This window comes from Serratia sp. M24T3 (assembly GCF_000257645.1).
Taxonomy (GTDB): domain Bacteria; phylum Pseudomonadota; class Gammaproteobacteria; order Enterobacterales; family Enterobacteriaceae; genus Rouxiella.
In genome coordinates this window covers 14,344-27,076 of sequence record NZ_AJHJ01000049.1, presented here as the reverse complement: position 1 = coordinate 27,076, position 12,733 = coordinate 14,344, and the positions used below count along the sequence as shown (strand labels likewise).

Here is a 12,733-nt window from a genome sequence, read left to right as displayed (position 1 = left end):
AGTTTTTTGTCACTTTACGTTGACGCAACACACACTAAAAGGGCATCATTCGATGCCCTTTTTTCTACGCTATAGCGCCAGAACCTATCTCATCAGCGATTTATCAGTCATAATCATTGGTGAGATAGGCTCTAGAGATAGCGTAAACACCGAGCGTACGTTCTAGCCTACATTCGGTTTGGTTTGCCTCGCAATGCGAGGCAAAGTTGTTTGTTCTGATTCATTGTGACGGGTTGGTTTATGAGTGCGAATACCGAGGCTCAAGGGAGCGGGCGCGGCCTGGAAGCGGTTAAGTGGATTGTCGTTGCCGTTTTACTGGTCGTAGCTATTGTCGGTAACTATTATTACCGTGCATACAGCCTGCCGTTACGTGCGTTGGCAGTTGTCGTGGTTATTGCTATTGCTGGTGCAGTAGCGCTGTTGACCCTGAAAGGCAAAGCAACTGTCGCGTTTGCGCGCGAAGCACGTACTGAAGTACGTAAAGTTATTTGGCCTACACGCCAGGAAACATTGCATACCACACTGATCGTGGCTGCTGTAACTGCAGTAATGTCACTGATTCTTTGGGGCCTGGATGGTATACTGGTCCGTCTGGTATCCTTCATCACCGGCTTGAGGTTCTAACATGTCTGAAGCACCTAAAAAACGTTGGTACGTCGTTCAGGCGTTTTCTGGCTTTGAAGGCCGCGTAGCTCAATCGCTGCGTGAGCATATCAAATTGCACGACATGGAAGAGTTGTTCGGTGAAGTGATGGTTCCTACCGAAGAAGTCGTTGAAATCCGTGGTGGGCAGCGTCGCAAAAGTGAGCGCAAATTCTTCCCGGGCTACGTGCTGGTTCAGATGGTCATGAACGATGCCAGCTGGCACCTTGTTCGCAGCGTTCCACGCGTCATGGGCTTTATCGGCGGCACTTCAGATCGTCCAGCACCAATTAGTGATAAAGAAGTTGATGCAATCATGAATCGCCTGCAGCAAGTGGGTGATAAGCCACGTCCGAAAACTCTTTTCGAGCCGGGCGAACTGGTTCGCGTCAACGACGGTCCTTTTGCAGACTTCAACGGCGTTGTCGAAGAAGTGGATTACGAAAAAAGCCGCCTGAAAGTTTCTGTTTCCATCTTTGGCCGTGCTACACCGGTCGAGCTGGACTTCGGACAGGTCGAGAAGGGCTAATCTCCTTCCATTCCGTGCCTGCGAGCATTGGATAAAAAATAACCTGTTTCAGGTGTTGTATGAGGCGCGAAATTAAACTATAATTTCGCGCCTTTTGTTTTTATGCTCAGGCAAAATGCTGAACGCTGGTCCTTGAGATAGGCGACGGCGCAACCGCCGGGCTTAAAAGCTTATAGTTAAGTTAGTATCGAAAAACCACGGGGAGCCTCTTCAAACAGGCGCTAATACCCAACTGAGGAAATTAACATGGCCAAGAAAGTACAAGCCTACGTCAAGCTGCAAGTTGCAGCCGGCGCTGCTAACCCAAGTCCACCGGTAGGTCCGGCACTGGGTCAGCAAGGTGTTAACATCATGGAATTCTGTAAGGCGTTCAATGCTAAGACTGAAAGCATTGAGAAAGGTCTGCCGATCCCTGTTGTTATTACCGTTTACTCTGACCGTTCTTTCACCTTCGTTACCAAGACTCCTCCAGCAGCTGTACTGCTGAAGAAAGCCGCTGGTATCAAGTCTGGTTCCGGCAAGCCGAACAAAGACAAAGTAGGTAAAGTAACGAGTGCTCAGGTTCGTGAAATCGCAGAAACCAAAGCTGCGGACATGACTGGTTCTGACGTGGAAGCAATGGTTCGCTCCATCGAAGGTACTGCTCGTTCCATGGGCCTGGTAGTAGAGGGATAAGAAATGGCTAAGCTGACCAAGCGCATGCGCGTGATCCGTGACAAAGTTGATGCTACTAAACAGTATGACATCGCTGAAGCTGTTGCCCTGCTCAAAGAGCTGGCTACCGCTAAATTCGTAGAAAGCGTAGACGTTGCTGTTAACCTCGGCATCGATGCACGTAAATCTGACCAAAACGTTCGTGGCGCTACCGTTCTGCCTAACGGCACCGGTCGTTCTGTTCGCGTTGCCGTATTTGCCCAGGGCGCAAACGCTGAAGCTGCTAAAGCTGCAGGCGCTGAGCTGGTAGGTATGGAAGATCTGGCTGACCAGATCAAAAAAGGCGAAATGAACTTCGACGTTGTTATCGCATCTCCAGATGCAATGCGCGTTGTAGGTCAATTGGGCCAGGTTCTGGGTCCACGTGGCCTGATGCCTAACCCGAAAGTTGGTACTGTAACTCCTAACGTTGCCGAAGCGGTTAAGAACGCTAAAGCAGGTCAGGTTCGTTATCGTAACGACAAAAACGGCATCATTCACACCACCATCGGTAAAGTTGACTTCGACGCTGATAAGCTGAAAGAAAACTTGGAAGCACTGCTGGTTGCGTTGAAGAAAGCCAAGCCTTCACAGGCTAAAGGCGTGTTCATCAAGAAAGTAAGCCTGTCCACTACCATGGGCGCTGGCGTTGCTGTTGATCAGAGCGGCCTTTCAGCAACTGTTGCCTAACTTTTAAAAGTTAGATTAAGCACAGTTTGCTTTTATCGCTTTACGTGGGCGATAGATTTGTCTAAAATCTATCCCCCGTTCGTTTTTTATAAAAGCGATAGTGTTTCGGTCGAACGAAACCAAGAATTTTTCGGTTGGAGCCTGGCCTATCCAGGCCTCCGTCCAAGACCGCAGGAGTCTCGCAAGGGACTTAATATTTCCTGCGTAGACGGTGACAGAGCCTGAATAAAAATTTTTCTTTTTAAGAATAGTTTTACTGGATTCTCTGCTCACCGTGTTTGAACGCTTATTTCCGATCCCGGTTATAAGTGATGTGAGTTCCGGGGATTTTCCCCGGCTAAATCCAGGAGCTAAAGCTAATGGCATTAAATCTTCAAGACAAACAAGCGATTGTTGCTGAAGTCAACGAAGTAGCCAAAGGCGCGCTGTCTGCGGTTGTTGCGGATTCTCGCGGCGTGACTGTAGATAAAATGACTGAACTGCGTAAAGCAGGTCGTGAAGCTGGCGTTTACATGCGTGTTGTTCGTAACACCTTGATGCGTCGCGTCGTTGAAGGTACTCCTTTCGAGTGCCTGAAAGACACGTTTGTTGGTCCAACCTTGATCGCGTTTTCTCATGAACACCCAGGCGCTGCTGCCCGTCTGTTCAAAGATTTCGCTAAAGCGAACGCTAAGTTCGAGGTTAAAGCTGCGGCCTTTGAAGGTGAGTTCATCCCTGCTGATCAAATCGATCGCTTGGCAACTCTGCCTACTTACGATGAAGCAATCGCACGCCTGATGGCAACCATGAAAGAAGCCTCTGCAGGCAAATTGGTTCGCACTCTGGCTGCACTGCGCGATCAGAAAGAAGCTACTGCTGCTTAATCAGCAACTTCATTTCTTTTCTCGTTACGCTTACGTATAAACTATTTCTGTTTTCTAGGAACAAATCGACATGTCTATCACTAAAGACCAAATCATTGAAGGCGTTGCAGCTCTGTCTGTAATGGAAATCGTAGAACTGATCGCTGCGATGGAAGAAAAATTCGGCGTTTCTGCTGCTGCTGCTGTTGCTGGCCCTGCTGCCGCTGCTGAAGCTGTAGAAGAAAAAACCGAGTTTGACGTTGTACTGAAAGGTATCGGCGCAAACAAAGTTGCAGTAATCAAAGCTGTTCGTAGCGCAACTGGCCTGGGCTTGAAAGAAGCTAAAGACCTGGTTGAGTCTGCACCAGCAGCTCTGAAAGAAGGCATCAGCAAAGACGACGCTGAGACCTTGAAAAAAGCTCTGGAAGAAGCTGGCGCTGAAGTTGAAGTTAAATAAGCCACTGCTTTCTGAGTGCGGTCTGTTTTAACTAACAGACTGATGGCTGGTGACTTTTTAGTCACCAGCCTTTTTGCGCTATAGAGTATCAGTGGTGTTTCACACTGTTTGACCACTGAACTACTCCAATATTTATTTCTATCTACCTACTTAATATATTGCCGCCGCTTGCTCTGGCTCATCCAGAGATAATGCGCAACGAAATGATTTAAGAGCGATAGAAACGAGTATTGCGGAAAGTATTCCCTTTCCGATCGACAGAAATGGTGTTGCATGAACTGTCCATCCGGGCAGACAAGATTGGGTCACTGATCAGCGAGCTGAGGAACCCTATGGTTTACTCCTATACCGAAAAGAAACGCATCCGTAAGGATTTTGGGAAACGTCCACAAGTTTTGGATATTCCTTATCTCCTTTCTATCCAGCTTGACTCGTTCCAGAAGTTTATCGAGCAAGACTCGGAAGGCCAGTACGGTCTGGAAGCAGCATTCCGTTCCGTATTTCCTATTAAAAGCTACAGCGGAAACTCTGAGCTGCAATACGTTAGCTACCGTCTTGGTGAGCCGGTGTTCGACGTTAAAGAATGCCAGATCCGCGGTGTAACGTATTCCGCGCCACTGCGCGTGAAACTGCGTCTGGTAATCTACGAACGCGAAGCACCAGAAGGTACGGTCAAAGACATCAAGGAACAAGAAGTCTATATGGGCGAAATTCCGCTCATGACCGAAAACGGTACCTTTGTGATTAACGGCACTGAGAGGGTTATCGTATCTCAGCTTCACCGTAGTCCTGGCGTATTCTTTGACAGCGATAAGGGCAAAACCCACTCTTCGGGTAAAGTGCTGTATAACGCACGTATCATCCCTTACCGTGGTTCATGGCTGGATTTCGAGTTCGACCCGAAAGACAACCTGTTTGTACGTATTGACCGTCGCCGTAAATTGCCAGCGACCATCATTCTGCGTGCACTGAATTACACCACAGAACAGATCCTTGATATGTTCTTTGACAAGGTGATCTACCAGATCCGCGACAATAAGTTGCAGATGGAGCTGGTACCTGAGCGCCTGCGCGGTGAAACAGCTTCCTTTGATATCGAAGCTGACGGCAAAGTCTATGTTGAAAAAGGCCGCCGCATCACTGCACGTCATATTCGTCAGCTTGAAAAAGATGACATTCAGCGCATCGAAGTTCCTGTTGAGTACATCGCAGGGAAAGTCGTTTCCAAAGACTACATCGATACCAATACCGGTGAGCTGATTGTTCCTGCGAACATGGAATTGTCTCTGGATCTGCTGGCGAAACTGAGCCAGGCCGGACACAAAACCATCGAAACGCTGTTTACCAACGATCTCGATCATGGTGCTTACATGTCCGAGACCGTGCGCGTCGACCCAACCAGCGATCGCTTAAGCGCTCTGGTTGAGATCTACCGCATGATGCGTCCTGGTGAGCCGCCAACGCGCGAAGCTGCTGAAAGCCTGTTCGAGAACCTGTTCTTCTCTGAAGATCGTTACGACCTTTCTGCTGTTGGTCGTATGAAGTTCAACCGTTCTCTGCTGCGTGATGAAATCGAAGGTTCAGGTATCCTGAGCAAAGACGACATCATCCAGGTAATGAAAAAACTGATCGGCATTCGTAACGGCGTGGGTGAAGTGGACGATATCGACCACTTGGGCAACCGTCGAATTCGTTCTGTCGGCGAAATGGCTGAAAACCAGTTCCGCGTAGGTCTGGTCCGTGTTGAGCGTGCAGTTAAAGAGCGTCTGTCTCTTGGCGACCTCGACACCCTGATGCCACAGGACATGATCAACGCCAAGCCAATTTCGGCGGCGGTGAAAGAGTTCTTCGGCTCAAGCCAGCTTTCACAATTTATGGACCAGAACAACCCGTTGTCTGAAATCACGCACAAGCGTCGTATTTCTGCATTGGGCCCGGGCGGTTTGACCCGTGAACGTGCTGGCTTTGAAGTTCGAGACGTACACCCGACTCACTACGGTCGCGTATGTCCAATCGAAACGCCAGAAGGTCCAAACATCGGTCTGATCAACTCCTTGTCTGTTTATGCACAGACCAATGAGTATGGTTTCCTGGAAACGCCTTACCGCCGCGTGCGTGATGGTGTTGTGACTGATGAAATCAACTATCTGTCTGCAATTGAAGAAGGCAACTTTGTCATCGCTCAGGCGAACACCAACCTGGACGAAGAAGGCCACTTTGTTGAAGACCTGGTCACTTGTCGTAGCAAAGGCGAATCAAGCCTGTTCAGCCGCGATCAAGTTGACTATATGGACGTATCTACCCAGCAGATCGTATCCGTTGGTGCTTCTCTGATTCCATTCCTGGAACACGATGACGCCAACCGTGCATTGATGGGTGCGAACATGCAACGTCAGGCTGTACCTACTCTGCGTGCTGACAAGCCGCTGGTTGGTACCGGTATGGAACGTGCTGTAGCGGTTGACTCCGGTGTTACTGCCGTAGCCAAACGTGGCGGTACTGTTCAGTACGTGGATGCATCCCGTATCGTTATCCGTGTTAACGAAGACGAGATGTACCCGGGCGAAGCAGGTATCGACATTTATAACCTGACCAAATACACCCGTTCCAACCAGAACACCTGTATCAACCAGATGCCGTGTGTGAATCTGGGTGAGCCAATCGAGCGCGGCGACGTGCTGGCAGATGGCCCATCAACAGACCTGGGTGAACTGGCACTGGGCCAAAACATGCGCGTCGCGTTCATGCCTTGGAACGGTTACAACTTCGAAGACTCCATCTTGGTGTCCGAGCGTGTTGTTCAGGAAGACAGATTTACCACCATCCACATTCAAGAACTGGCATGTGTGTCTCGTGACACCAAGCTGGGGCCGGAAGAGATCACTGCCGACATCCCTAACGTGGGTGAAGCGGCACTGTCCAAGCTGGATGAATCAGGTATCGTTTATATCGGTGCAGAAGTGACCGGTGGTGACATTCTGGTTGGTAAGGTTACGCCTAAAGGTGAAACTCAGCTGACTCCAGAAGAGAAACTGCTGCGCGCTATCTTCGGTGAGAAAGCGTCTGATGTTAAAGACTCTTCTCTGCGTGTACCAAACGGCGTTTCCGGTACGATTATCGACGTGCAAGTCTTCACCCGCGATGGCGTGGAAAAAGACAAGCGTGCGTTGGAAATCGAAGATATGCAGCTGAAGCAGGCTAAGAAAGACCTGACTGAAGAGCTGCAGATCCTGGAAGCCGGTTTGTTCCAACGTATCCATTCAGCACTGGTTGCTGGCGGCATTGAAGCTGAGAAGCTTGCAAAACTGCCACGCGATCGCTGGTTGGAACTGTCGTTGACCGACGAAAACAAACAAAACCAGTTGGAACAGCTGGCCGAACAGTACGACGAACTGAAGTCAGAGTTTGAGAAAAAACTCGAAGCCAAGCGTCGTAAAATCACCCAGGGCGATGATCTGGCACCAGGCGTGCTGAAAATCGTTAAAGTGTATCTGGCCGTTAAACGTCAGATTCAACCGGGTGACAAGATGGCTGGTCGTCACGGTAACAAAGGTGTTATCTCCAAGATCAACCCGATCGAAGATATGCCTTACGATGCAGACGGTACTCCTGTCGACATCGTACTGAACCCACTGGGCGTACCATCACGTATGAACATCGGTCAGATCCTGGAAACTCACCTGGGTATGGCTGCGAAGGGCATTGGTGAAAAAATCAATGCGATGCTGAAGAAACAGGAAGAAGTTTCCAAGCTGCGCGAGTTCATCCAACGTGCGTACGATCTGGGCGACGACGTTCGTCAGAAAGTTGATCTAAACACCTTCACCGATGACGAAGTATTGCGTCTGGCAGAGAACCTGAAAAAAGGTATGCCAATCGCGACACCAGTCTTCGACGGTGCGAAAGAGACTGAAATCAAGCAATTGCTTGAAATGGGCGGAATTCCGACTTCAGGTCAGATCACACTGTTTGATGGCCGTACCGGCGAGCAATTCGAGCGCCAGGTTACTGTCGGCTACATGTACATGCTGAAACTGAACCACCTTGTTGATGACAAGATGCATGCGCGTTCTACCGGTTCTTATAGCCTCGTTACTCAGCAGCCGCTGGGTGGTAAGGCGCAGTTCGGTGGTCAGCGCTTCGGTGAGATGGAAGTATGGGCACTTGAAGCATATGGTGCCGCTTATACCCTGCAGGAAATGCTGACTGTTAAGTCCGATGACGTTAACGGCCGTACCAAGATGTATAAAAACATCGTGGATGGCGATCATCGTATGGAACCAGGCATGCCGGAATCCTTCAACGTATTGTTGAAAGAAATCCGTTCACTGGGTATCAACATCGAGCTGGAAGACGAGTAAGTTTTCACCCAATACTCCGGGCTGCAGGAAGGCGGTTAACGCGCCTCTAGCCCGGGGTATGAATAGAACACTCGCATTCACCGTGGTCACAGGGGTACCTGCCTGTTTACCAGTAGATAGTCAGGTGCCTAACAGGTCTAACCAGACGGGAGCCAATCCGTGAAAGACTTACTAAAGTTTCTGAAAGCGCAAACTAAGACCGAAGAGTTTGATGCGATCAAAATTGCTCTGGCATCGCCAGACATGATCCGTTCTTGGTCTTTTGGTGAAGTTAAGAAGCCAGAAACCATTAACTACCGTACGTTCAAACCAGAGCGTGACGGCCTTTTCTGTGCCCGTATTTTCGGACCAGTAAAAGATTACGAATGCCTGTGCGGTAAGTACAAGCGTTTAAAACATCGCGGCGTGATCTGCGAGAAGTGCGGCGTTGAAGTGACCCAGACTAAAGTACGCCGTGAGCGTATGGGCCACATCGAACTGGCTTCCCCGACTGCACACATCTGGTTCCTGAAATCTTTGCCATCGCGCATCGGTTTGCTGTTGGATATGCCACTGCGTGACATCGAACGCGTACTGTACTTCGAATCTTATGTTGTTATCGAAGGCGGTATGACCAACCTCGAAAAACGCCAGATCCTGACTGAAGAGCAGTATCTTGACGCGTTGGAAGAGTTTGGTGACGAGTTCGACGCCAAGATGGGTGCAGAAGCTATTCAGGCCCTGTTGAAAAACATGGATCTGGAAGCAGAATGCGAGCAGCTGCGTGAAGAGTTGAACGAAACCAACTCCGAAACCAAGCGTAAGAAACTGACCAAGCGTATCAAGCTGCTGGAAGCGTTCGTACAGTCTGGCAACAAGCCAGAGTGGATGATCCTGACCGTGCTGCCGGTACTGCCGCCAGACTTGCGTCCATTGGTTCCGTTGGACGGTGGTCGTTTCGCAACGTCGGATCTGAACGATCTGTATCGTCGCGTGATCAACCGTAACAACCGTTTGAAACGCCTGCTTGATTTGGCTGCGCCAGACATCATCGTACGTAACGAAAAACGTATGCTGCAAGAAGCGGTAGATGCTTTGCTGGATAACGGCCGTCGCGGTCGTGCAATTACCGGCTCCAACAAGCGTCCGCTGAAATCTCTGGCAGACATGATTAAAGGTAAACAGGGTCGTTTCCGTCAGAACTTGCTGGGTAAACGTGTCGACTATTCAGGTCGTTCCGTTATCACCGTAGGTCCATACCTGCGTCTGCACCAGTGTGGTCTGCCGAAGAAAATGGCTCTTGAGCTGTTCAAACCGTTCATCTACGGCAAGCTTGAGCTGCGTGGTCTTGCTACCACCATCAAAGCCGCCAAGAAAATGGTTGAGCGCGAAGAAGCTGTCGTTTGGGATATCCTGGACGAAGTTATCCGCGAACACCCGGTACTGCTGAACCGTGCACCAACCCTGCACCGTTTGGGTATCCAGGCGTTTGAACCTGTTCTGATCGAAGGTAAGGCAATCCAGCTTCACCCGCTGGTTTGTGCGGCATACAACGCCGACTTCGATGGTGACCAGATGGCAGTACACGTTCCGCTGACGCTTGAAGCTCAGCTGGAAGCGCGTGCCCTGATGATGTCTACCAACAACATCCTGTCACCAGCGAACGGCGAGCCAATCATCGTTCCTTCACAGGACGTTGTATTGGGTCTGTACTACATGACCCGTGACTGTGTTAACGCCAAAGGCGAAGGCATGGTGTTGACTGGACCTAAAGAAGCCGAACGCGTTTACCGCGCCGGTCTTGCTTCTCTGCATGCTCGCGTGAAAGTGCGTATTACAGAAGAGATCAAGAATACTGAAGGCGAAGTTACCCACCGTACCTCGATTATCGATACGACGATCGGTCGCGCCATCCTGTGGATGATCGTGCCAACAGGTCTGCCGTTCTCTATCGTTAACCAGCCGTTGGGCAAAAAAGCTATCTCCAAAATGCTTAACACTTGTTACCGCATTTTGGGCCTGAAGCCGACCGTTATTTTTGCTGACCAGACCATGTACACCGGTTTCGCCTATGCAGCACGCTCAGGTGTGTCTGTTGGTATCGATGACATGGTTATCCCTGCCAAGAAAGCAGAGATTATCGATGAAGCAGAAACCGAAGTTGCAGAAATTCAGCAGCAGTTCCAGTCTGGTCTGGTAACCGCTGGCGAACGATACAACAAGGTAATCGATATCTGGGCCGCAGCCAACGAACGTGTTGCCAAGGCCATGATGGAAAACCTGTCTGTAGAAGACGTTGTCAACCGTGACGGCGTTACTGAGCAGCAGGTTTCCTTCAACAGCATCTTTATGATGGCCGACTCCGGTGCGCGTGGTTCACCTGCACAGATTCGTCAGCTGGCCGGTATGCGTGGTCTGATGGCCAAGCCGGACGGTTCCATCATTGAAACGCCAATCACTGCGAACTTCCGTGAAGGTTTGAACGTACTTCAGTACTTCATCTCAACACACGGTGCTCGTAAAGGCTTGGCGGATACCGCACTGAAAACTGCTAACTCCGGTTATCTGACCCGTCGTCTGGTTGACGTGGCACAGGACCTGGTAGTTACCGAAGACGACTGTGGTACCCACGAGGGTATCCTGATGACTCCGGTTATCGAAGGCGGCGACGTTAAAGAACCACTGCGTGAGCGTGTACTGGGTCGTGTAACGGCTGAAGACATCCTCAAGCCGGGTACTGCGGACATTCTTGTTCCGCGTAACACCCTGCTTCACGAGAAGACGTGTGATCTGTTGGAAGAGAACTCTGTCGACAGCGTGAAAGTGCGTTCTGTAGTAAGTTGTGAAACCGACTTTGGTGTGTGTGCTAACTGCTACGGTCGCGACCTGGCACGTGGTCACATCATCAACAAAGGTGAAGCGATCGGCGTTATTGCAGCACAGTCAATCGGTGAGCCAGGTACACAGCTGACGATGCGTACGTTCCACATCGGTGGTGCGGCATCTCGTGCGGCAGCAGAATCGAGCATTCAGGTTAAGAACACCGGTACGATTAAGCTGAGCAACCACAAGCACGTTACCAATGCGAACGGCAAACTGGTTATCACTTCTCGTAATACCGAGCTGAAATTGATCGACGAATTCGGTCGTACCAAAGAAAGCTATAAAGTGCCTTACGGTTCTGTAATGGGTAAAGGTGATGGTCAACCTGTTAACGGCGGCGAAACCGTTGCTAACTGGGATCCGCACACCATGCCAGTAATCAGTGAAGTGAGTGGTTTCATTCGCTTTACCGATATTGTCGATACCCTGACCATTACCCGTCAGACTGACGACCTTACCGGTCTGTCATCTCTGGTGGTTCTGGATTCGGCAGAACGTAGCACCGGTGGTAAAGACCTGCGTCCAGCGCTGAAAATCGTTGATGCCAAAGGCAACGACGTATTGATCCCAGGTACAGATATGCCTGCTCAATACTTCCTGCCAGGTAAAGCGATTGTACAGCTGGAAGATGGTACTCAGATCCACTCTGGTGACACCCTTGCGCGTATTCCTCAGGAATCAAGCGGTACCAAGGACATCACCGGTGGTCTGCCACGCGTTGCCGACTTGTTCGAAGCGCGTCGTCCGAAAGAGCCTGCAATCCTTGCTGAAATCAGCGGGATCATCTCGTTCGGTAAAGAGACCAAAGGCAAGCGCCGTCTGGTAATTTCTCCGTTGGATGGCAGCGATGCCTACGAAGAAATGATCCCTAAATGGCGTCAGCTGAACGTGTTCGAGGGTGAGGTTGTGGAACGTGGTGACGTCGTATCAGACGGCCCAGAGTCTCCACACGACATTCTGCGTCTTCGTGGTGTGCATGCGGTTACCCGTTACATCACCAACGAAGTGCAGGAAGTTTACCGTCTGCAAGGCGTTAAGATTAACGATAAACACATCGAAGTTATCGTTCGTCAGATGCTGCGTAAAGGCACCATCGTTAGCGCGGGCGGCACCGACTTCCTGGAAGGCGAGCAGGCAGAAATGTCTCGCGTTAAAATCGCTAACCGCAAGCTGGAAGCTGAAGGCAAAATCACGGCAACATTCAGCCGTGACCTGCTGGGTATCACCAAGGCATCCTTGGCGACCGAGTCCTTCATCTCTGCTGCATCGTTCCAGGAAACGACGCGCGTTCTTACCGAAGCTGCTGTTGCAGGTAAACGTGATGAACTGCGCGGCCTGAAAGAGAACGTAATTGTGGGCCGTCTGATCCCAGCCGGTACCGGTTACGCTTATCACCAGGAACGTGCACGTCGTAAAGCTCTGGGCGATGTGCCAGTTGCACCGCCAGTTAGCGCTGACGAAGCAACGGCTAACCTTGCCGAGTTGCTCAACGCAGGTTTTGGTAGCAGCGAAGATTAATTCTTCCCGCTAACCAAATAAAAAACCGCTCTTTATTGAGCGGTTTTTTTTTGCCCTTCATTTATCCTTCCTCTTTCAAACCGCAGATGCGTTACCTGCGCTCACTCGCCCGAATCACTGACCCGTGTCAGCTCATCGG

The 12,733-nt window shown here is 50.3% G+C and carries 8 protein-coding genes; all 8 read left to right on the top strand.

From position 1 onward, the window contains the following. The first annotated feature begins 240 nt into the window (after positions 1 to 240). The 8 genes from secE (at position 241) to rpoC (ending at position 12,594) form a co-directional block, all read left to right on the top strand. Positions 241 to 624 carry a preprotein translocase subunit SecE gene (gene secE / locus SPM24T3_RS22520; protein WP_009639146.1) on the top strand — a complete coding sequence of 128 codons (384 nt, stop codon included), beginning with the start codon at positions 241 to 243 and terminating at the stop codon, positions 622 to 624. A gap of 1 nt (position 625) precedes the next feature. Continuing rightward, positions 626 to 1,171 (top strand): transcription termination/antitermination protein NusG, encoded by a 546-nt coding sequence (nusG, locus tag SPM24T3_RS22515; protein ID WP_009639145.1) that lies wholly within the window; start codon positions 626 to 628, stop codon positions 1,169 to 1,171. 246 nt (positions 1,172 to 1,417) lie between these two features. Next, entirely contained in the window at positions 1,418 to 1,846 is a 429-nt protein-coding gene (gene rplK / locus SPM24T3_RS22510; protein WP_009639144.1) for a 50S ribosomal protein L11, read from the top strand. 3 nt (positions 1,847 to 1,849) lie between these two features. Next, positions 1,850 to 2,554 (top strand): 50S ribosomal protein L1, encoded by a 705-nt coding sequence (gene rplA, locus SPM24T3_RS22505; RefSeq protein WP_009639143.1) that lies wholly within the window; start codon positions 1,850 to 1,852, stop codon positions 2,552 to 2,554. 359 nt (positions 2,555 to 2,913) lie between these two features. Continuing rightward, positions 2,914 to 3,417: a 50S ribosomal protein L10 gene (gene rplJ, locus SPM24T3_RS22495; RefSeq protein ID WP_009639141.1), complete on the top strand. Its 504-nt coding sequence runs from the start codon at positions 2,914 to 2,916 to the stop codon at positions 3,415 to 3,417. Positions 3,418 to 3,487: 70 nt separating this feature from the next. Continuing rightward, positions 3,488 to 3,853 carry a 50S ribosomal protein L7/L12 gene (gene rplL, locus SPM24T3_RS22490; protein ID WP_009639140.1) on the top strand — a complete coding sequence of 122 codons (366 nt, stop codon included), beginning with the start codon at positions 3,488 to 3,490 and terminating at the stop codon, positions 3,851 to 3,853. A 332-nt stretch (positions 3,854 to 4,185) separates the two neighbouring features. Then, positions 4,186 to 8,214, top strand: a complete 4,029-nt coding sequence (gene rpoB, locus SPM24T3_RS22485) for a DNA-directed RNA polymerase subunit beta (RefSeq protein WP_009639139.1) — start codon at positions 4,186 to 4,188, stop codon at positions 8,212 to 8,214. Positions 8,215 to 8,373: 159 nt separating this feature from the next. Beyond that, on the top strand, positions 8,374 to 12,594 hold the full coding sequence (gene rpoC, locus SPM24T3_RS22480) for a DNA-directed RNA polymerase subunit beta' (RefSeq protein WP_009639138.1): 4,221 nt from the start codon (positions 8,374 to 8,376) through the stop codon (positions 12,592 to 12,594). Positions 12,595 to 12,733 lie beyond the last annotated feature (139 nt).

Excerpts from the sequence above, each read along its gene's own strand:
- secE (WP_009639146.1), top strand. The coding sequence starts at position 241 with ATGAGTGCGAATACCGAGGCTCAAGGGAGCGGGCGCGGCCTGGAAGCG.
- nusG (WP_009639145.1), top strand. The coding sequence starts at position 626 with ATGTCTGAAGCACCTAAAAAACGTTGGTACGTCGTTCAGGCGTTTTCT.
- rplK (WP_009639144.1), top strand. The coding sequence starts at position 1,418 with ATGGCCAAGAAAGTACAAGCCTACGTCAAGCTGCAAGTTGCAGCCGGC.
- rplA (WP_009639143.1), top strand. The coding sequence starts at position 1,850 with ATGGCTAAGCTGACCAAGCGCATGCGCGTGATCCGTGACAAAGTTGAT.
- rplJ (WP_009639141.1), top strand. The coding sequence starts at position 2,914 with ATGGCATTAAATCTTCAAGACAAACAAGCGATTGTTGCTGAAGTCAAC.
- rplL (WP_009639140.1), top strand. The coding sequence starts at position 3,488 with ATGTCTATCACTAAAGACCAAATCATTGAAGGCGTTGCAGCTCTGTCT.
- rpoB (WP_009639139.1), top strand. The coding sequence starts at position 4,186 with ATGGTTTACTCCTATACCGAAAAGAAACGCATCCGTAAGGATTTTGGG.